Raw genomic sequence first — 18,942 nt, 5'->3', positions numbered from 1 at the left:
GGATGGCGATCGGGACCGTACACGGTCCGGAAGTCGCACGCACATGCGCCCTCACGTGTACTTCCCGTGATCACGACCCCCGGAAACCCGGACTTTCCCGGCCTTCCGCCAGTCGCGACGATCACAGTGCGTATATGGCTTGAAATTCGCCCATGTGATCGATCACACAGGATACAGGCGGGGGTCGGATCGCCAAAATTCCTCCCAAAGCGAACAAGCGCGCGATGGTGTCACGGATCTTCTCCAGCGGTTCCGCCGAACCTCGGAGCGCCGGTTCCGCCGGACCTCAGAGCGGCAGGACCACGCGCATGACCAGGCCTCCGCCCTCCCGCGGCTCCGCGGTGATCCGGCCGCCGTGGGCGCGGGCCACCGAGCGGGCGATCGACAGGCCGAGGCCGACGCCCTTGTCGCTACCCGTGCGCTCGGTGCGCAGCCTGCGGAAGGGCTCGAAGATGTTGTCCAGCTCGTACGCCGGGACCACGGGGCCGGTATTCGACACCACCAGCACCGCCTGCCCCTCCCGCGCCTCGGTGGTCACGTCGACCCAGCCGTCCTCGGAGATGTTGTACCGCACCGCGTTCTGGATGAGGTTCAGCGCGATCCGCTCCAGCAGCACACCGTTGCCCTGGACCACCACGGGCGCGCGCACCCCCCGCACCGTCACGCCCTTGTCCTGCGCCTCCGTACGCACCTGCTCCAGCGCCTGGGAGGCGACCTCGGCGAGGTCCACGGGCTTGCGGTCGACGATCTCGTTGTCGCTGCGGGCGAGCAGCAGCAGGCCCTCCACCAGCTGCTCGCTGCGCTCGTTGGTGGCCAGCAGCGTCTTGCCCAGCTGGGCCAGCTCGGGGGACGCCTGCGGGTCGGAGAGCTGCACCTCCAGCAGCGTGCGGTTGATCGCCAGCGGGGTGCGCAGCTCGTGCGAGGCGTTGGCGACGAACCGCTGCTGGGCGGTGAACGCGCGGTCCAGGCGCTCCAGCATCTCGTCGAAGGTGTCGGCCAGCTCCTTCAGCTCGTCGTCCGGGCCGTCCAGCTCGATCCGGCGCGACAGGTCCGAGCCCGCGACCTGGCGCGCGGTGCGGGTGATCCGGCCCAGCGGCGAGAGCACCCGCCCGGCCATGGCGTAGCCGAACGCGAAGGCCAGCACGGCCAGGCCCAGCAGCGCCAGCAGCGACCGGCGCAGCAGCGCGTCCAGGGCGAGGGAGCGCTGGTGGTTCATGCACCGCGTCACCGCCTCGTTGAACAGCGTGGTGCTGCCCTGGCTGGGCAGATCACAGGTGCGGTCGGTGAGGGTGTAGTCCATCTTGATGATCTGGAAAGGGAGCTTGCTGCTCCCCTGCAGGACGTCCGCCGCCAGCAGGTAGATGATCGTCAGCAGTACCACGCCGGCGATCAGGAACATCCCGCCGTACAGCAGGGTGAGCCGTATCCGGATGGTGGGGCGCAGCCAGGGCCGCGGGCTCGACAGCGGCCGCGGGTCCCAGCTGGGCTTGGGCGGTGCGCTGGGCGGGAGTGGGGTCGTGGCCATGCCCGGTCAGATCCGGTAGCCGGAGCCGGGCACGGTGACGATCACCGCGGGCTCGCCGAGCTTGCGGCGCAGCGTCATGACCGTGACCCGGACCACGTTGGTGAACGGGTCGGTGTTCTCGTCCCAGGCCTTCTCCAGCAGCTGCTCGGCGGAGACGACGGCCCCCTCGCTGCGCATGAGGACCTCGAGCACCGCGAACTCCTTGGGCGCCAGCTGCACCTCCCGGCCGTCCCGGAACACCTCGCGGCGGTTGGGGTCCAGCTTGATCCCGGCGCGCTCCAGGACGGGCGGCAGGGCGACGGTGGTGCGGCGGCCGAGCGCCCGCACCCGGGCGATCAGCTCGCTGAAGGCGAACGGCTTGGGCAGGTAGTCGTCCGCGCCGATCTCAAGGCCCTCGACGCGGTCGCTGACGTCACCGGAGGCGGTGAGCATCAGGACGCGGGTGGGCATGCCGAGCTCGACCAGCTTGCGGCACACGTCGTCGCCGTGGACCAGCGGCAGGTCGCGGTCGAGGACGACCACGTCGTAGTCGTTGACCGCGATGCGCTCCAGCGCGGCGGCCCCGTCGTACACGACGTCGACGGCCATGGCCTCCCGGCGCAGTCCGGTGGCCACCGCATCGGCGAGCAGCTGCTCGTCCTCGACGACGAGTACACGCACTTTCGTGAGTCCTTCCCTCGGTGCCCTGGGCCTTGCCTCGGTGCCCTGATGGCGCGGTCCGGCCGGGCTCGGTCGGCGCCCGGCGCCTCCATCCTGCCTCGAAGTCTCATAAACCGGCGGTAAGGGGGATTCGGAGGGGACTGTTCAAGATTCTTTTTCGGCGGAGGTTTCCGCTTGGTGGGGGGTGGGGAGGACGACTGCACACCCGATCACGCCCTGTATGTGGCACCCCGCAAACCTTTTTGCCATCGGCAGGGACCACGCACGTGATCGTCCACCCGTCGGCACACCCCCGTGCCACCGACCCACGACGAGGGGGCGCACATGGACGCGTTCACCGCAGGCATTCTGCAGCGTATAGAGACCACCAAGTCCGACCTCACCCGCGCCCGTGAGACGGGCGACGACTTCCTGGCCGATGTCGAGCTGTCGGAGCTGGAAGACCTCCGCCGACTGGCCGCCGAGCACGGCGTGGAGGTCGGCGCGATCGCCTGACGGCGGTCCTCCGGCACCCGCGCTCACCGACCCGCGGCGCCCCGGCTGCCCTTGTGGCACCGGGGCGCCGCTCTGTCCAGAGGGCGCCGCGGGCCGGGCTCGGCGGGCGCTCTCGCCGCCCGCCGTCAGTCGTGCCAGGCGCCCAGCTCGTCCAGGAGCCGCTGGAGCGGCTCGAAGAGGCCGGGAGGCGCGGCGACGGTGAGCTCGCCCGACGCCGGGATCCCCGGGCGGCCCCCGGTCAGCGCGCCCGCCTCGCGGGCTATCAGCGCCCCGGCCGCGAAGTCCCACGGGTTCAGCCCGCGCTCGTAGTAGCCGTCGAGCCGGCCGCACGCCACATCGCACAGGTCGATGGCGGCCGACCCGCCGCGCCGGATGTCGCGCACCGTGGGCAGCAGCGCGCGCACCACCTCGGCCTGGCCGACGCGCCGCTCGGTGCGGTAGCCGAAGCCGGTGCCGACGAGCGCCTGGTCCAGCGCGGGCGCGGGGCGGCAGCGCAGCCGCTCCCGGGGCTCCTCCCGCTCCCTTCCGGGCACGCCGAGGTAGGCGCCGCCGCCGAGGACCGCGTGGTACGTCTCGCGGCGCATCGGGGCGGTCACGACGCCCACGACCGTCTCGCCGTCCCGCTCGGCGGCGATGCTCACGGCCCAGGACGGCAGGCCGTACAGGTAGTTGACCGTGCCGTCGATCGGGTCGATCACCCAGCGCACCCCGCTGCTGCCCTCGGTGCTCGCGCCCTCCTCCCCCAGCACGCCGTCGTCCGGGCGGCGCTCGGCGAGAAAGTCCGTGATCAGCTTCTCGGCGGCCAGGTCCATCTCGGTGACCACGTCGATGGGGCTGGTCTTCGTGGCGGCCACGCCCAGGTCGGCCGGCCGGCCGTCGCGGAGCAGCTCTCCTGCCCGGCGGGCGGCCTCCAGGGCCACATCGAGGAGTTCGGTGGTGAGCGGGTCGGTCATGGTGCTCCTTAGGGCGTGCGGGTTGAGGCGGGCGGGCCGTGCCGTCCCCGCCCCGGGCTTGGCGCGCTGCGGTGCGCGGGCTTGCCTCTCGCGCCGCGCGGCAGGGCCCGCGCGGTGCCCCCGGGACACGCTCGGCCGCTCTCCGGGGGCGGGGCGGTGGCGGCTCAGTCCTCTCCCGCGGCGGCGGGCCGCGGCGCCCGGGCCGGGCAGCAGCCCGCCGGGCACAGGTCGTGGCTCGGGCCGAGCGCGCCCAGCGCGCAGCGCGTCGGCGGCGCCGCCTCCAGCCCGGCGGTGAAGCGCTCGGCGGCCGCGCGCTCCAGCACCAGCTCGCGCACCGCCGCGGCGAAGCGCGGGTCCGCGCCCACCGTCGAGGCGCGCGCGACCGGCAGCCCCAGCTCCTCGGCCTTGGCCGCCGCCTCCGTGTCGAGGTCGTACTTGACCTCCATGTGGTCGGAGACGAAGCCGATCGGGACCATCACGGCGGCGGGGGCGCCCGCGCCGTGCAGCTCCTCCAGGTGGTCGCAGATGTCCGGCTCCAGCCAGGGGATGTGCGGGGCGCCGCTGCGCGACTGGTAGACCAGGCGCCAGGGGTGCTCCACCCCGGTCTCCTCGCACACCGCGTCGGCGACCAGCCGGGCCACGTCGAGGTGCTGGGCGACGTACGCCCCACCGTCCCCGTGGTCCCGCGGCGGGCCGGAGGTGTCGGCGGAGGCGGTCGGGATGGAGTGGGTGGTGAAGGCGAGGTGCGCCCCCGCGCGCACCGGCTCGGGCAGCTCGGCGAGCGCGGCCAGCGTCGCGTCGACCATGGGCCGCACGAAGCCCGGGTGGTTGAAGTAGTGCCGCAGCTTGTCGACGCGCGGCGGCTCCAGGCCCTCCGCCTCGAGGGCGGCGATCGCGTCGGCGAGGTTCTCGCGGTACTGGCGGCAGCCGGAGTACGAGGCGTAGGCGCTGGTGGCCAGCACCAGGACGCGGCGGCGGCCGTCCGCGGCCATCTCGCGCAGGGTGTCGGTCAGATAGGGCGCCCAGTTGCGATTGCCCCAGTAGACCGGCAGGTCCAGGCCGTGCTCGGCGAAGTCCTTGCGCAGCGCCTGGAGCAGCTCGCGGTTCTGCGCGTTGATCGGGCTGACGCCGCCGAAGAGGAAGTAGTGCCGGCCCACTTCCTTCAGGCGCTCGCGGGGGATGCCGCGGCCTCGCGTCACGTTCTCCAGGAACGGCACCACGTCGTCGGGGCCCTCCGGGCCGCCGAAGGAGAGCAGCAGCAGTGCGTCGTACGGAGCGGAAGACCGGGCGGAGGATGGCTGAGCTGACTGTTCCGGCATGTTCCCGATCCTGCCACCCGGCACTGACGGGCGGGAAATGCACCTGCGCCGCCCTGTGGATGGCCGTAATCTGTCTCAGCGTCTACGTTCCTTACCCGCCCGTCTGCATGCCCCGCGGAGCCCACCCGTGCCCAGTCCCGGCCCTTATCGCGCGATCTTCTCCGCCCCCGGCACCAAGGGTTTCTCCGCCGCGGGGTTCCCGGGCCGGCTGACGATCTCGATGACCTCCATCGGCGTGGTCACCATGATCTCCGGGATCACGGGCCGGTACGGGCTGGCGGGCGCCGTCTCGGCCGCGCTCGCGATCTCCTCGGCCGCCCTGGGCCCCCAGGTCTCCCGGCTGGTGGACCGGCACGGCCAGCGCCGGGTGCTGCGCCCGGCCACGCTCGTCGCGCTCATCGCCATCGCCGGGCTGCTGCTGAGCGCGCATCTGCGCTGGCCGGACTGGACGCTGTTCGCGTTCGCCGCGGCGGCCGGCTGTGTGCCGAGCGTCGGGGCGATGGTGCGGGCCCGCTGGGCGGCGATCTACCGCGACGCCCCGAGTCGGCTGCACGCCGCGTACGCCTTCGAGTCCGTCGTCGACGAGGTCTGCTTCATCGTCGGCCCGATCCTGTCCGTCGGGCTGTCCACCGCCTGGTTCCCGGAGGCGGGCCCCCTGCTGGCCGGCTGCTTCCTCGCGGTCGGGGTGCTGGCGCTGACCGCACAGCGCGCCACCGAGCCGGTGCCGCATCCGCGCGAGCACCACACCGGCGGCTCGGCGCTGCGCTCGGCCGGGCTGCTGACGCTGGTGACCGCCTTCTCCGCGGTCGGCGCGCTCTTCGGCGCGATCGACGTGGTGACGGTGGCCTTCGCCGAGGAGCAGGGCCACAAGGCGGCGGCGAGCGTGGTGCTGGCCATCTACGCGGCGGGTTCCTGCCTGGCCGGCGCGGTCTTCGGGCTGCTGCGCCTCACGGGCTCCGCGCCCCGGAGGTGGCTGCTGGGTGTCTGTGCGATGGCCGTGAGTATGATCCCCCTCCAACTGGTCGGGAACCTTTCGTTTCTGGCCGTGGCGCTCTTCGTCGCGGGCCTGGCCGTCGCACCGACGATGGTCACCACCATGGCCCTGGTCGAACAGCTCGTGCCACGCGCGAAACTGACCGAGGGCATGACCTGGGTGAGCACCGGGCTCTCGGTGGGGGTGGCGCTCGGCTCGTCGGCCGCCGGATGGGTGGTCGATGCCGCCGGGGCCCGCGCGGGGTACGCGGTGCCGGCCGTGGCCGGGGCGTCCGCGGCGGCGGTGGCGTTCCTCGGGTACCGCCGGCTGCTGCCGGCGCCACAGCGGGAGGGGTCGGGTACGGATGGCCGTAGGGACCATGAGGACCAACCGGAACGGCGTGTGGCGTAACTGGGCGGGGAACGTGGTCGCCCGGCCGGCCCGCTCCATCGCCCCCTCGTCGACCGCGGAGCTCGCCGAGGCGGTGCGCCGGGCGGCCGAGGAGGGCCTGCGGGTGAAGGCGGTGGGCACCGGCCACTCCTTCACGGCCGCGGCCGCCACGGACGGGCTGCTGATACGTCCCGAGCGGCTGGCCGGGGTCCGGGAGATCGACCGGGAGGCGGGCACGGTCACCGTGGCGGCCGGCACCCCGCTGTGGCAGCTCAACCAGACCCTGGCGGCGCACGGCCTGTCGCTGACCAATATGGGCGACATCATGGAGCAGACGGTGGCCGGGGCCACCGCCACCGGGACGCATGGGACCGGCCGTGCCAGCGCCTCGATCGCCGCCCAGATCAGACGTCTGGAGCTGGTGACCGCGGACGGCTCGGTGCTGCGCTGCTCGGACCGGGAGAACCCGGAGGTCTTCTCCGCCGCCCGGCTCGGACTCGGCGCGCTGGGCGTGGTCAGCGCGATCACCTTCGCCGTGGAGCCGGAGTTCCTGCTCACCGCGCGCGAGGAACCCATGCCGTTCGACCGGGTCACGGCGGAGTTCGACCAACTCGTAGCGGAGAACGAACACTTCGAGTTCTACTGGTTCCCCCACACCAGCAACTGCAACACCAAGCGCAACAACCGCACCAGCGGACCCGCCGCCCCGCTCGGCCGGGTGAGCGGCTGGGTGGACGACGAACTGCTGTCCAACGGCGTCTTCCAGCTGGCCTGCACGGTCGGCCGGGCGGTCCCCGCGACCATCCCCGGCATCGCCAAGATCTCCAGCCGCGCGCTGTCGGCCCGCACGTACACGGACATCCCTTACAAAGTCTTCACCAGTCCGCGCCGGGTCCGCTTCGTGGAGATGGAGTACGCGGTGCCGCGCGAGGCCGCGGTCGCGGCGCTGCGCGAGCTGAAGGCAACCGTGGAGCGGTCCGGTCTGAAGGTCGGCTTCCCGGTGGAGGTGCGGACCGCGCCGGCCGACGACATCCCGCTGTCCACCGCCTCCGGCCGGGACACCGCCTACATAGCGGTGCACCTGTACCGGGGCACCCCGCACCGGGCGTACTTCACGGCGGCGGAGCAGATCATGACCGCGCACGGGGGGCGCCCGCACTGGGGCAAGCTGCACAGCCGTGACGCCGCGTACCTGGCCGACGTCTACCCGCGGTTCGGGGAGTTCACCGCGATCCGCGACCGGCTCGACCCGGACCGGCTGTTCGGCAACGACTATCTGCGGCGGGTGCTGGGAGACTGAACGCACATTCGTTCCCCTCCGCGCCTCACCCAGAAGGGAAGCGAGCAAAAACGAAGTAGATCGTTCCGTTTCTGTCGATCATGTGAAACTTGCCACTCACTTCACGCCCGCCGCCGCCCGGTTCAAGGTCCACAAGGCCCCCGCGACGAGAACTTGGCTGGCGTGCCGCTCCACCTGAGCGGCCCGAATGGAGTACTGTGGCGATCCCTGGCCCCGCTTTCCCGTCCGGCCGCCCGGACCCAACGGGAGGGGTCAAAAGGCGGCAACTCAACCGGCGGCGCCGCGACATGACATGGGGATCGCTGCCCCGAGCGACGGCGCCGTCGTTTTGGGCTGCAAACAGGTCACCGTGCCATAACGGCGGATCGGGGCGCAGGCCCGACACGCCGGGCAACTCGGCAAAGTTGTGGCAGGCTGCACCCGGGCAGGCCACACTCGTCTAGCGGGAGAGCAGCGACGCAACCGTGACGTCGGCAGGCACCACCCGGGAGGTCCCCATGCCCGAACTGCGTGTCGTGGCCGTCAGCAACGACGGCACACGGCTGGTGCTCAAGGCTGCGGACAGCACGGAGTACACACTTCCCATCGACGAGCGTCTGCGCGCCGCGGTGCGCAACGATCGCGCTCGGCTCGGCCAGATCGAGATCGAGGTCGAGAGCCATCTGCGGCCGCGCGACATCCAGGCCCGTATACGCGCCGGCGCCTCGGCCGAAGAGGTCGCGCAGATGGCGGGCATCCCCGTCGACCGCGTGCGCCGCTTCGAGGGTCCGGTGCTCGCGGAGCGCGCCTTCATGGCCGAGCGCGCCCGCAAGACCCCCGTGCGCCGCCCCGGCGAGAACGCCGGGCCCCAGCTCGGCGAGGCCGTCGCGGAGCGGCTGCTGCTGCGCGGCGCGGAGAAGGACACCACGCAGTGGGACTCCTGGCGGCGCGACGACGGCACCTGGGAGGTGCTGCTGGTCTACCGCGTGGCCGGGGAGCCGCACTCGGCCAGCTGGACCTACGACCCGCCCCGGCGGCTGGTCCAGGCCGTGGACGACGAGGCCCGGGCGCTGATCGGCGAGGCCGACGACACGCCCGAGCCGAGCTTCCCGTTCGTGCCGCGGATCGCCCGGCTGCCGCGCGACCGTGACCGGGACCGGGATCGGCAGGGTCTGTCCGAGCGCGGCGACGGCGAGGCCGACTCCTCGTCGGCCTCGGTGGACGACGGCCTCGGCGGCGAGCGGGACTCGCTCACCAGCCTGCTGGAGGCCGTGCCGAACTTCCGGGGCGACATGATCGTGCCGGAGTCGCCGGGCGGCTCCTCCGGGGCGGACGAGCCCGCCGAGGAGCCGGAGCCCGTCGAGCCCCCGGCCCCCGCGCCCGCGGCCAGCGCCGGCTCGGCGTACGCGGACGTCCTGATGCCCCGTTCGGTCGCCGGCCACCGCGAGCGGCTGACCGGCACGACGGACCGTCAGGCGGAGGCCGACGGGGTGCGCCCGGGCCGCCGGGCGGCCGTGCCCAGCTGGGACGAGATCGTCTTCGGCACCCGCCGCAAGAAACAGGAGTAGCGCCCGCGCGCTTCCCTCGGGGCTGGGCCCGGCCGTCGCGACCGACGGCCGGGCCCAGCCCTGTCGGCAGGCGAGGTCAGCCGCGGTCGGGGCCGGTGGCCACGGGGCGGGCGGGGTCGGCGGTCCACTCGCTCCAGGAGCCGACGTACAGGGCGGCCGGGATGCCCGCGACCGCCAGCGCCAGCACCTGGTGGGCCGCCGAGACGCCGGAACCGCAGTAGACGCCCACCTCGGCGTCCGCCGTGGCGCCGAGGCCCGCGAAGCGCTGGGCCAGCTGTTCGGCGGGCAGCAGCAGGCCGCCCGGGGCGACGTTCTCGGTGGTCGGCGCCGAGACCGCCCCCGGGATGTGGCCGGCCACCGGGTCGATCGGCTCCACCTCGCCCCGGTACCGCTCGGCCGCCCGCGCGTCCAGCAGCAGCCCGCGCCGGGCGAGCGCCGCCGCGCCGTCCGCGTCCAGCAGCGGCAGGGCCCCGGGGCGCGGCTCGAAGTCGCCCTCGGGGAGCGCGGTGGCCTCGGTGGTCAGCGGACCGCCGGCCTCGGTCCAGGCGGCCAGGCCGCCGTCGAGGACGCGCACGGACGGATGGCCGGCCCAGCGCAGCAGCCACCACGCGCGCGCCGCGGCCCACCCCTGCCCGCCGTCGTACGCCACCACGCGCCGGTCCGCGCGGACCCCGGCCCGGCGCATCGCGGCGGCGAAGACGGACAGCTCGGGCAGCGGATGGCGCCCCGCGGGGCCCGGGGGGCCGGCGAGCTCGCTCTCCAGGTCGACATAGACCGCGCCGGGGAGGTGCCCGGCCTCATAGGCGGGGCGGCCGGGCGGGCCGCCGAGCTGGTAGCGGACGTCCAGGAGGAGCGGGGGCCGCTCCCCCGCCAGTTCGTCCATGAGATCGGATGCGGTGACGATGGCATTCATGGGCACCATCCTTGCGTAGACGCGTCTCCGACGATTGACCTACCCGATCACCCGTCGTACAGCTGACAGACATCTCTTGGCCATGGCCCGGATACGGATGCGCGGCTGAAAAGCGGGCATGGTCCTGCTGGGAGCCGCGAATTGCGGCGCGGCCCGGGCGCGCGTTGCGACAGGTGGTGCGAATATCTGTCCGGCGCCCCCCACCACCGCCCCCGCGCACCCGCGCGCCGGCCGGAGCCGCACGGACACCACATTGGTCCGAGGAGAGAGTGACGATGACCGAGGCAGCGACTCGGCGCCCACCGGGCACGCCCTGTTGGACGAGCCTGATGGTGCACAGCCTGGCCGCGACGCAGGACTTCTACCACGCCTTGTTCGGCTGGGAGTTCAGCCCGGGGCCGCAGCACCTGGGCCCGTACGTACGCGCGCGGATCGGCGACCTGCCGGTCGCCGGACTGGGCGAGATGCCGCCGGAGCGCCACCTGCCGGTCGCCTGGACGATGTATCTGGCCTCCGACGACGCCGACGAGACGGCCGAGCTGATCCGCGCCTGCGGCGGCACCGTGGCCGTGGGCCCGCTGGACGCGGGCGAGGCGGGCCGGATGGCCCTCGCCGCCGACCCGGAGGGCGCCACCTTCGGCGTGTGGCAGGCGCGGGAGCACCTGGGCGCCGAGGAGATCGGGGCGCCGGGCTCCCCCGTGTGGCACGAGTTGATCACCCGTGACTCCTCCGTCAGCAAGTTCTACGACACGGTCTTCGGCTGCGACAGCGAGCCCTGGTCCGGGGAGGGCCCCGGACCGGCCGCCGACGACTACGGATCCGACGTGATGACCCTGCGGGTGGCGGGGCGGCCGGTGGCCGCGATCCACGGCGTGGGCGGCGCGCTGCCGCGCGACCGGGGCCCGCACTGGCGGACCTGCTTCGCGGTGACGGACGTGGACAAGGCGGCCCGCCAGGTCGCCGAGTTGGGCGGCTACGTGGTCCTCCCGCCGCGCGACGGCGCGACGGGGCGTACGGCCACCGTCACGGACCCCGAGGGCGCGGCCTTCACCCTGGTGGACACGGTCGGGGTGGTGACCCCCTAGGGAGCGGCCTGGGGCGTGTCGGAGGAGTCGCGGGGCGCGGGCGCGCCCGGGGCGGGGGGCGAGGTCGCCGGGTCGACGGGGAGGACGTCCGGCGAGAGCGCGGCGGCGCGAGCGGCAGCGGCCGTCATGCGGCGCCGGTGGTGGCGCCGGCACAGCACCTCGTAACCCACCTCGGCCCCGGGCCGGTTGACATCGCCGATGACGACCTGCGCGCCCTCCACCACCATCCGGCCGCCGACGGTCCGGGCGTTGTGCGTGGCGCGGGCCCCGCACCAGCACAACGCCTCGACCTGGAGCACCTCGATCCGGTCCGCGAGCTCGACCAGGCGCTGCGAGCCGGGGAAGAGCTTGCTGCGGAAGTCGGTGGTGATGCCGAAGGCGAAGACGTCGAGCCCCAGGTCGTCCACGACGCTGGCGAGCTGGTCGATCTGGGACGGGGCGAGGAACTGCGCCTCGTCCACGATCACATAGTCGGCGCGGCCCCCGGCCGTGAGGACCCCGACCACATGGGCGTAGAAGTCGAGGTCGTCGCCGGCCTCCACGGCCTCGGTGACCAGCCCGAGCCGCGAGGAGAGCTTGCCCCGGCCCGCCCGGTCGTCCCGGGTGTAGATCATGCCCTGCAGGCCGCGCGCCGAGCGGTTGTGCTCGATCTGCAGAGCGAGGGTGCTCTTTCCGCAGTCCATGGTTCCGGAGAAGAACACCAGCTCGGGCATGGGGCGGCGAGACCTTTCGGACAGGCGGACGGGTGGACAGGAGGAATGGGCCGGGCAGGGAGGACAGGCGGGGGCGGGACGGTTCAGGAGCGTACTTCGAGGAGCGGGACGAGCTGCTCGACGGGGGTCATCGAGCCGTGCAGCCCCACCATCGCCGACTCCTTCGGCTCGGTCCGCGACGCGACGATCGCGACGTCCGCGCTGGCGGCGGCCACCACATCGCCGATCCGCCGGTACACCCGCTCGTCGACGCCGCCGCCGTCCCCGGGCCGCCCGAACCAGCCGGCCTCGATGGCCTCGTCCCGGCTCGCCACCCACATCCGCTCGCCGAGCACCTCGCGCCACACCGCGAGCACATCGCTCGCGGCGCCGGGGACCGCGTACACATGGCGGGCGCGGCCCTCGCCGCCCAACAGGGCGACGCCGGCCCGCAGCTCCCAGTCCTCGTCGAAGTCGATCCGGGACTCCGGGTCGAAGGGGAGGTCGATCATGCCGTGGTCGGCGGTGATGTACAGGGCGGCGCGAGGCGGCAGTTGCTCGGCGAGGCGCTGGGCGAGCCCGTCCACATAGCGCAGCTGGGCCCGCCACTCGTCGGAGTCGACGCCGAAGCGGTGGCCCTTGCCGTCGACTTCGCTGTAGTACGTGTAGACCAGCGAGCGGTCGCCGGCGGCCAGCTGCTCGGCCGCGAGGTCCATGCGCTCCTCCCCGGTCAGCCGGCCGTGGAAGGTGCCGCCGCTGAGCGCGACCTTCGTGAGCGGGGTCTCGGCGAAGGTGGGCGCGGAGACCTGGCAGGTGTGCACGCCCGCCGCGTCGGCCAGTTGGAAGACGGTGGGGTACGGCTGCCAGGCGTGCGGGTCCGTCCACGGCTGCCAGCGCAGCTGGTTCATCAGCTGACCGGTGGCGGGGTCGGCCACCGTGTAGCCCGGCAGGCCGTGGGCGCCGGGCGGCAGGCCCGTGCCGACGGAGGCCAGCGAGGTCGCGGTGGTGGAGGGGAAGCCCGCGGTGAGGGGCGCGCCGGTGCCGCCCAGGGAGCCGGCCAGCAGCGAGGTCAGAAAGGGCGCCTCGGCGGGGTGGGCGCGCAGCAGCTCCCAGCCGAGGCCGTCGACCAGGAACACGCACACGCGGTCGGCGGGCGCGAGGGCCAGGCCCGAGGTCAGGCCCGGGACGCCCTGGCCCGCGGCGACGGCGGGCAGCAGATCGGCGAGCGAGCCCGTGCCGTAGCGGGGCACGGGGGCGGAGCGGGGGTCGAGCGGCACGGGCTCGGGCTCATGCCATCGGGAGGCGGTGGCGGAGCCGGCGGTGGAGTCGGACATCAGCGGCCGGCGTCCGGCGTGTCCGCGGTGGCTTCCGAGAGCGACTGGGCGAAGGCGAGGGTCTGCCGGACGCTGTCGGGGCCGTCGCCCGCCTCGCTGACCCTCAGGCTCAGGTCGTCGGCGGTGGAGGAGCCGGTGTAGCCGTGGTCGGCCTCGCAGTTGGGGTCGCCGCAGGCGGCGGGCTCGAGATCCAGGCGGTTGACGGCGCCCCAGCCGATGGTGAGGACCACCTCGCGGGGCAGCGTGCCGGGGGTGTACGACTCGGGGTTGGCCACGACCCGGCTGAGCACCACCGAGGAGATCCGCTGGAGCTTCACGGACTCCGTGGAGGTCGTGGCGTACGGCGACGGGGAGGTGCCGTCGGCGGCCTGCTCGTCGGTGTGGCTGACGATGAAACGGGTGCCGGTCAGGACGAGGACCGTGACATGGCGGCGGACCTCGTTGGAGTCGAAGGTGGTCTCCTGGTGGACCAGATACGAGACGACCGGCTCGCCGCCCACCGCGGCCTCCACCGCTTCGGCCACGAGTGCCGGGTAATAGCCGCTGCGCTCGATCGCCGCGCGCAGCCCCTGGGTCGTCGTACCGGTCTTCGCCATGTCCCCATCCTACGGGCCCGCACCGACACCGGCGCCCACGACGGCGGGGGGTCAGTAGCTGGGCAGGTGGCGGGGGCCGAGGTCGGTGCGCGGGGGCGGCGGGGCCAGCCGGACGGCCGCGCCGAGCACGGACAGGCCGCGCGGGGCGACCACGACCGGTTCGAGGTCGACGGCGACCACCTCGGGATGGTCGTCCACCATGCGGGACACCCGGAGCAGGAGCTCTTCGAGCGCCGCGGTGTCGACGGGCCGGGAGCCGCGCCAGCCGAACAGCAGCGGCGCGGTCCTGATGGACCGGACCAGCTCGGCGGCGTCCCGGTCGGTGGCCGGGACGAGCCGGTGGGCGGTGTCGCCGAGCAGTTCGGAGGGGGCTCCGGCGAGCCCGAAGGAGAGCACCGCCCCGGCGGCGGGGTCGATGGCGGCCCGTACGACGGTGTCGACGCCGCGCGGGGCCATCCGCTGCACGACGAGCCGCAGCTCTTCGGGGGCGCCCAGGTAGCCGGTCAATTCGGCGTAGGCGCGGCGCAGTTCCGCCTCGCCGCCGAGGTCGAGCCGTACACCGCCGAGGTCGGCGCGGTGGCGCAGGTGAGGGGCGGTGGTCTTGAGGGCGACGGGGAAGCCGAGCCTGGTCGCGGCCCGTACGGCGGCGTCCGGGTCGGGGGCGGGGAGCGCGGGCAGCACGCTGACGCCGTAGCGGGCGAGGAGGCGCTGCGCGTCGGGGGCGGAGAGGGTGACGGGGTGCGGGGCCGGGGGGATGTCGGACGGGAGGCCGGAGGGGCGGACGGGCGGGGCCTCGGACGGGCGGACGGGCGGGAGCTCGGGCGGGAGGTCCTCGGCGGGGGCGAGCAGGACGTCGATGTCGGCCGCGGCGCCCGCCTCGTCGATGTCCTCGTACTCGGGGACCCGCCCGGGCTCCTCGGCCTGCCGGCGCCACCGGGCGTACCCGACGGCCTCGGCCAGGGCGCGTACGGCCCGCTCGGCGGCCGGGTAGGCGGGGATCCGCGGGGCCGGGAAGGGCGCGTCGCCACCATCACCGCCGTCCCCGCCGGGGCCGGGGCCGGGGGCGGCGGGGTCGGGGGCGGCCAGGGCCTCGGCCAGCCCCGGGATCTCCAGGTGGACCACCGCCACCGGCTTGGCCGCCCCGCGCGCCGCGGCCTCGGCGGCCGCCCCGCGCACGGCCCCGGCCAGCTCGGCCGCCGCGGCGTCGCCGACCCGGGGGATGGCGGTGACGACCACGGCGTCGCACGCGTCGTCGGTGAGCACCTCGGCGAGGGCGTGCCGGAAGTCGTCGGGGGTGGCGGCGGTGGTCAGGTCGCGGGGCGGCAGCGGGCGCAGCCCGTCGGTGAGACAGGCGTCGTAGGTGAGCAGCCCCAGGGAGTCGGAGTTGCCCAGGATGGCGACGCGCGGGCCCTCGGGGAGCGGCTGGGCGGACAGCAGCAGCCCGACGTCGACCAGTTCGGTGATCGTGCCGACGCGGATGACGCCGGCCTGCCGCAGCAGGGCGGAGACGGTGGCGTCCGGAATGCCGGTCGCGGGAACGGCGTGGCCGGTGGGGGCGCTGCCGCTGTGCCGGGCGCCCTTGACGACCACGACCGGCTTGACCTGGGCGGTGCGTTTGGCGAGCCGGGTGAACTTGCGGGGGTTGCCGATGGACTCGAGGTACATCAGGGCGACGTCCGTCCGCGGGTCGTCGTACCAGTACTGGAGGAGGTCGTTGCCGGAGAGGTCGGCGCGGTTGCCCGCGGAGATGAAGGTGGAGACGCCCGCGATGCCCGCCCCGCGCCGGTCGAGACCGGACAGCAGCGCGATGCCTATCGCCCCGGACTGGGTGAACAGGCCGAGCCGGCCGGGGGCGGGCAGCCGTGGTGAGAGGGAGGCGTTCAGCCGCACGCCGTCGGCGGTGTTGATGATGCCGAAGGCGTTGGGGCCGATGACCCGCATGCCGTAGGTGCGCGCCTGGCGGACCAGCTCGCGCTGCCGGTCGCGGCCCTCGGGTCCGCTCTCGGCGTAGCCGGCGGAGACCACGACGAGGCCCTGGACGCCGTGCTCGCCGCAGTCCGCGACCACGGAGGGCACCTGGCCGGCGGGGACGGCGACGACGGCGAGGTCGACCGGGCCGTCGATCTCGCGGATCGAGCGGTGGGCCGGGACGCCCTCGGGGTCCAGCCGCTCCTGGCCCTGCGGGAAAGCCCGGTTGACGGCGTACAGGGGCCCGGCGAAGCCGTCGTCGAGGAGGTTGCGCAGCACCGCGCGGCCGACGCCGCCAGGGGCGCGGCCGGCGCCGATGACGGCGACCGAGCCCGGGGCGAGCAGCCTGTGTACGGAGCGGGCCTCGGCGCGCTGCTCGCGGGCGCGCATGACGGCCAGGGAGCGGTCGGTGGGTTCGAGGTCGAACTCCAGGCGGACCACGCCGTCCTCGAAGCTGCGCTTCTGGGTGTAGCCCGCGTCCGTGAACACCTTGATCATCTTGGTGTTGGCGGGCAGCACCTCGGCCGCGAAGCGGCGGATCCCGCGCTCGCGGGCCACGGCGGCGATGTGTTCGAGCAGGGCGGAGGCCACGCCGCGCCCCTGGTGGGCGTCCTGGACGAGGAAGGCGACCTCGGCCTCGTCGGCCGGGCCCGTGGCGGGCAGTCCCCCGCCGTCGATCCGGTCGTAGCGGACGGTGGCGATGAACTCGTCCCCGATCGTCGCGGCCAGGCCCACCCGGTCGACGTAGTCGTGGTGCGTGAAGCGGTGGACGTCGCGGTCGGAGAGCCGGGGGTAGGGCGCGAAGAAGCGGTAGTACTTGGACTCGTCGGAGACCCGCTCGTAGAAGCTGACCAGGCGCCCCGCGTCGTCGGGGGTGATGGGGCGGATCTGGGCGGTGCCGCCGTCGCGGAGGACCACGTCGGCCTCCCAGTGGGCCGGGTAGGCGTGGGTGTCGGACGGGAGCCGCATGGGGGCCAGCCTACGGCCGTCGGACGGGGGTCCGAATGGTGGACGCCCTTGCGTGGGGAGGAGGTGTCGGGGGAAGGTCCGTATCGGGCCCGTCCGGGCATGCCCGGACTCACTCGGGCACCGTTCGGGCATAATAAGACAACGACACTCGTGTGATATTGGTCTAGACAACAGCAACCCCGCACCTGAAGGGCAACACCATGGCTGAGCGCCGCGTCAACATCGGCTGGGCCGAGGGGCTGCACGCCCGCCCCGCGTCGATCTTCGTCCGGGCGGCCACCGCCGCCGGCGTCCCCATCACGATCGCCAAGGCCGGCGGCGCCCCGGTCAACGCCGCCTCCATGCTCGCGGTGCTCGGCCTGGGCGCCCAGGGCGGCGAGGAGGTCGTCCTCGCCTCCGAGGCCGAGGACGCCGAGGTCGCGCTCGACCGCCTGGCCAAGCTGGTCGCGGAGGGGCTGGAGGAGCTTCCGGAGACCGTCTGAGCGAAGGCGTGTTTCCTCGCCATCTCCGCGCGGCGCGGCCGCGGTGACCCGTCCCGGGTGACCGCGGCCGCGTTTTTTCATGCTCTCCGCCGCCCGCCGGGGCGGGACGGCAATTCAGGGCACCAATGCGGGGCGGTGACACGGGACGGCAATGCGGGGCGGCAATACCGGACGGCAATGCGGGGCGGTAATCCCCATCATTTTTATAGGGGGCCGCTGTTAATTCCGGAGGCCCGTCGTGTTGACGGGAGGTTTCGAAGTCCTCACACCGGGGGCGGGGCGGCGCAGCCGGTATTCCGACATCGAGCGCTCGGCGTGCGCCGCGGCGATCGCCCGCGCGCGGTCGGCGTCGCCGCGCGCCACGGCGTCCACCAGCGCGCCGTGCTCGCCCCAGGACTCGACGGCCCGGGACGAGAAGTCGGAGCGCGGGGCGCCCCCCGGGGCGGGCGGCGCGGCCCGGCGGGCCGGTTCCACCGTGTACACCCAGGCGATCTTGCGCCGCAGCTGCACCAGCAGCCCGGCCAGGCTCGGGGTGCCGGAGGCCTGGGCCAGCGTCTCGTGGAACCAGTCGCTCAGCGCCCGCAGCTCGCCCAACTGGCCGTGCCGGGCCCGCTCCTGGCCGAGCCGGACCAGGCCGCGCAGCACCTTCAGATGCGCCTCGGTGCGGCGCTGGGCCGCCCGCGCGGCGCCCAGCGGCTCCAGCAGCGCGCGGATGTCCAGCAGGTCGGCGGCCTCCCGCTCGGACGGCTGCGCGACACACGCGCCCGCGTGCCTGCGGGTGGTCACGAAGCCCTCCGACTCCAGGGTGCGCAGCGCCTCGCGCACGGGCACCCGGGAGACGCCGTAGCGCCGGGCGAGGAGGTCCTCGATCAGCCGGCTGCCCGGCGCGAAGGTGCCGGAGACGATGTCGTCGCGGATCGCCGTACACACCGCGTGCGCCGAAATTCGGCGACCTCCCTGGATCGCGGTCGTATCGCCGTTCACTTCCGGTCCCGCATCGTCGAACCTCCGCCTTAATCTCCGCGAACGCAGCCGATTGACGCGTATTCAGCGACTCTATTCGAAGCGGCTTCGTTTTCCGACCGGCGGGAGGATTTCATGGAATTTTTTTGGCCAGGGCGGGCGGGTATGCCGAAGGCCCCCGGTCCGCTGGGCGGTTTCTAGGGGTCGTCGCAACACGTGGTCGTGTTGGTCAGGCCGCGAGGAGTTTATGCAGGCGCTCGGCTGGGGTTTCCCAGCCGAGCGTTTTGCGTGGGCGGCGGTTGAGCTGGTCGGCGACGGCGGCCAGGTGTTCGGGGTCGTGGTGGGACAGGTCGGTGCCCTTGGGGAAGTACTGCCGCAGCAGGCCGTTCGTGTTCTCGTTGGAGCCGCGCTGCCAGGGGCTGGCGGGATCGCAGAAGTAGACCGGGATGTCGGTGGCCAGGGTGAACTCGCCGTGCCGGGCCATCTCGCTGCCCTGGTCCCAGGTCAGGGACCGCTTCAGCTGGGCGGGCAGGGTCTGGACGGTGGCTGTCAGGGCGGTAAGGACGGCCCCGGCTCCGTGGTCGCCCGGCAGGTGCAGGAGCATCACATAGCGGGTGGCGCGTTCGACCAGGGTGCCGATCGCGGACTTGCCATCCTTGCCGATGATCAGATCGCCCTCCCAGTGGCCGGGCAGGGCCCGGTCGGCGGCCTCGGCAGGCCGTTCGCTGATCATCACCATCGGGGTGGTGAACCGCGGCTGGCGGTAGTTGGCCTGCTT

General features: G+C 73.8%; 17 protein-coding genes. 6 read left to right on the top strand and 11 right to left on the bottom strand.

Annotated features, from left to right (window positions below):
* Nucleotides 1–286 precede the first annotated feature (286 nt).
* A complete protein-coding gene (locus BBH68_RS23120; RefSeq protein WP_065965395.1) occupies nt 287–1,525 on the bottom strand; it encodes a sensor histidine kinase in 1,239 nt (412 codons plus the stop codon).
* A gap of 6 nt (nt 1,526–1,531) precedes the next feature.
* Nucleotides 1,532–2,185 (bottom strand): response regulator transcription factor, encoded by a 654-nt coding sequence (locus BBH68_RS23115; RefSeq protein WP_065965394.1) that lies wholly within the window; start codon nt 2,183–2,185, stop codon nt 1,532–1,534.
* A gap of 324 nt (nt 2,186–2,509) precedes the next feature.
* Between BBH68_RS23115 and BBH68_RS42070 the strand changes: the two genes are divergently transcribed.
* Nucleotides 2,510–2,680: a hypothetical protein gene (locus BBH68_RS42070; protein WP_170066589.1), complete on the top strand. Its 171-nt coding sequence runs from the start codon at nt 2,510–2,512 to the stop codon at nt 2,678–2,680.
* 125 nt (nt 2,681–2,805) lie between these two features.
* Here BBH68_RS42070 and BBH68_RS23110 read toward each other — a convergent pair whose 3' ends face one another.
* Together BBH68_RS23110 and BBH68_RS23105 are read right to left on the bottom strand one after the other, a co-directional pair.
* Complete coding sequence (locus tag BBH68_RS23110; protein WP_065965393.1) at nt 2,806–3,633, bottom strand: inositol monophosphatase family protein; 828 nt, start codon at nt 3,631–3,633, stop codon at nt 2,806–2,808.
* Nucleotides 3,634–3,797: 164 nt separating this feature from the next.
* Complete coding sequence (locus tag BBH68_RS23105) at nt 3,798–4,952, bottom strand: ferrochelatase (RefSeq protein WP_065965392.1); 1,155 nt, start codon at nt 4,950–4,952, stop codon at nt 3,798–3,800.
* Between the two features lie 127 nt (nt 4,953–5,079).
* Between BBH68_RS23105 and BBH68_RS23100 the strand changes: the two genes are divergently transcribed.
* From BBH68_RS23100 to sepH, 3 genes are all read left to right on the top strand, one after another.
* Nucleotides 5,080–6,336, top strand: coding sequence for an MFS transporter (locus BBH68_RS23100; RefSeq protein WP_065965391.1), 1,257 nt, complete (start codon nt 5,080–5,082; stop codon nt 6,334–6,336).
* The gene (locus BBH68_RS23095; RefSeq protein ID WP_425428836.1) at nt 6,290–7,615 is read left to right on the top strand and encodes a D-arabinono-1,4-lactone oxidase; all 1,326 of its coding nucleotides are present in this window, start codon (nt 6,290–6,292) and stop codon (nt 7,613–7,615) included. Before BBH68_RS23100 ends, BBH68_RS23095 begins: the two co-directional genes overlap by 47 nt.
* A gap of 464 nt (nt 7,616–8,079) precedes the next feature.
* Nucleotides 8,080–9,162 carry a septation protein SepH gene (gene sepH, locus BBH68_RS23090; RefSeq protein WP_076970693.1) on the top strand — a complete coding sequence of 361 codons (1,083 nt, stop codon included), beginning with the start codon at nt 8,080–8,082 and terminating at the stop codon, nt 9,160–9,162.
* A gap of 76 nt (nt 9,163–9,238) precedes the next feature.
* Here the strand turns inward: sepH and BBH68_RS23085 are convergent, their stop codons facing one another.
* Nucleotides 9,239–10,075 carry a sulfurtransferase gene (locus tag BBH68_RS23085; protein WP_065965388.1) on the bottom strand — a complete coding sequence of 279 codons (837 nt, stop codon included), beginning with the start codon at nt 10,073–10,075 and terminating at the stop codon, nt 9,239–9,241.
* A 275-nt stretch (nt 10,076–10,350) separates the two neighbouring features.
* Between BBH68_RS23085 and BBH68_RS23080 the strand changes: the two genes are divergently transcribed.
* The gene (locus BBH68_RS23080; protein ID WP_065965387.1) at nt 10,351–11,160 is read left to right on the top strand and encodes a VOC family protein; all 810 of its coding nucleotides are present in this window, start codon (nt 10,351–10,353) and stop codon (nt 11,158–11,160) included.
* Here BBH68_RS23080 and BBH68_RS23075 read toward each other — a convergent pair.
* The 4 genes from BBH68_RS23075 to BBH68_RS23060 all read right to left on the bottom strand — a co-directional run bounded on the left by BBH68_RS23075 (nt 11,157) and on the right by BBH68_RS23060 (nt 16,719).
* Nucleotides 11,157–11,873: a thymidine kinase gene (locus BBH68_RS23075; protein WP_065965386.1), complete on the bottom strand. Its 717-nt coding sequence runs from the start codon at nt 11,871–11,873 to the stop codon at nt 11,157–11,159. The two genes, BBH68_RS23080 and BBH68_RS23075, sit on opposite strands and share 4 nt — an antisense overlap.
* An 83-nt stretch (nt 11,874–11,956) precedes the next feature.
* Nucleotides 11,957–13,186, bottom strand: a complete 1,230-nt coding sequence (locus BBH68_RS23070; RefSeq protein ID WP_065965385.1) for an alkaline phosphatase family protein — start codon at nt 13,184–13,186, stop codon at nt 11,957–11,959.
* Entirely contained in the window at nt 13,186–13,782 is a 597-nt protein-coding gene (locus BBH68_RS23065) for a DUF5998 family protein (RefSeq protein ID WP_065965384.1), read from the bottom strand. The genes BBH68_RS23070 and BBH68_RS23065 overlap by 1 nt, the downstream gene beginning before the upstream one ends.
* Nucleotides 13,783–13,833: 51 nt before the next feature.
* Complete coding sequence (locus tag BBH68_RS23060) at nt 13,834–16,719, bottom strand: bifunctional acetate--CoA ligase family protein/GNAT family N-acetyltransferase (protein ID WP_065965383.1); 2,886 nt, start codon at nt 16,717–16,719, stop codon at nt 13,834–13,836.
* A 200-nt stretch (nt 16,720–16,919) separates the two neighbouring features.
* On the opposite strand from BBH68_RS23060, the gene BBH68_RS23055 reads away from it, so the two are divergent.
* Nucleotides 16,920–17,201, top strand: a complete 282-nt coding sequence (locus BBH68_RS23055) for an HPr family phosphocarrier protein (protein WP_065965382.1) — start codon at nt 16,920–16,922, stop codon at nt 17,199–17,201.
* A 219-nt stretch (nt 17,202–17,420) separates the two neighbouring features.
* Here the strand turns inward: BBH68_RS23055 and BBH68_RS23050 are convergent, their stop codons facing one another.
* Together BBH68_RS23050 and BBH68_RS23045 are read right to left on the bottom strand one after the other, a co-directional pair.
* The gene (locus BBH68_RS23050) at nt 17,421–18,131 is read right to left on the bottom strand and encodes a GntR family transcriptional regulator (RefSeq protein WP_065965381.1); all 711 of its coding nucleotides are present in this window, start codon (nt 18,129–18,131) and stop codon (nt 17,421–17,423) included.
* Between the two features lie 262 nt (nt 18,132–18,393).
* A partial coding sequence (locus BBH68_RS23045; RefSeq protein WP_107500872.1) for an IS30 family transposase occupies nt 18,394–18,942 on the bottom strand: 549 nt, incomplete at its 5' end.

Origin of the sequence: Streptomyces sparsogenes (assembly GCF_001704635.1) — a bacterium.
In the GTDB taxonomy this organism is placed as follows: domain Bacteria; phylum Actinomycetota; class Actinomycetes; order Streptomycetales; family Streptomycetaceae; genus Streptomyces; species Streptomyces sparsogenes.
The sequence above is the reverse complement of the archived record's forward strand: the minus strand, read 5'-3'. Positions and strand labels throughout refer to the sequence as shown.

What these genes read in the sequence shown, in the direction of transcription:
- BBH68_RS23070 (WP_065965385.1), bottom strand. Translation starts at nt 13,186, where the DNA reads ATGTCCGACTCCACCGCCGGCTCCGCCACCGCCTCCCGATGGCATGAG.
- BBH68_RS23080 (WP_065965387.1), top strand. Translation starts at nt 10,351, where the DNA reads ATGACCGAGGCAGCGACTCGGCGCCCACCGGGCACGCCCTGTTGGACG.
- BBH68_RS23075 (WP_065965386.1), bottom strand. Translation starts at nt 11,873, where the DNA reads ATGCCCGAGCTGGTGTTCTTCTCCGGAACCATGGACTGCGGAAAGAGC.
- BBH68_RS23055 (WP_065965382.1), top strand. Translation starts at nt 16,920, where the DNA reads ATGGCTGAGCGCCGCGTCAACATCGGCTGGGCCGAGGGGCTGCACGCC.
- BBH68_RS23085 (WP_065965388.1), bottom strand. Translation starts at nt 10,075, where the DNA reads ATGAATGCCATCGTCACCGCATCCGATCTCATGGACGAACTGGCGGGG.
- BBH68_RS23105 (WP_065965392.1), bottom strand. Translation starts at nt 4,952, where the DNA reads ATGCCGGAACAGTCAGCTCAGCCATCCTCCGCCCGGTCTTCCGCTCCG.
- BBH68_RS23095 (WP_425428836.1), top strand. Translation starts at nt 6,290, where the DNA reads ATGGCCGTAGGGACCATGAGGACCAACCGGAACGGCGTGTGGCGTAAC.
- BBH68_RS23110 (WP_065965393.1), bottom strand. Translation starts at nt 3,633, where the DNA reads ATGACCGACCCGCTCACCACCGAACTCCTCGATGTGGCCCTGGAGGCC.
- BBH68_RS42070 (WP_170066589.1), top strand. Translation starts at nt 2,510, where the DNA reads ATGGACGCGTTCACCGCAGGCATTCTGCAGCGTATAGAGACCACCAAG.
- BBH68_RS23060 (WP_065965383.1), bottom strand. Translation starts at nt 16,719, where the DNA reads ATGCGGCTCCCGTCCGACACCCACGCCTACCCGGCCCACTGGGAGGCC.
- BBH68_RS23065 (WP_065965384.1), bottom strand. Translation starts at nt 13,782, where the DNA reads ATGGCGAAGACCGGTACGACGACCCAGGGGCTGCGCGCGGCGATCGAG.
- BBH68_RS23120 (WP_065965395.1), bottom strand. Translation starts at nt 1,525, where the DNA reads ATGGCCACGACCCCACTCCCGCCCAGCGCACCGCCCAAGCCCAGCTGG.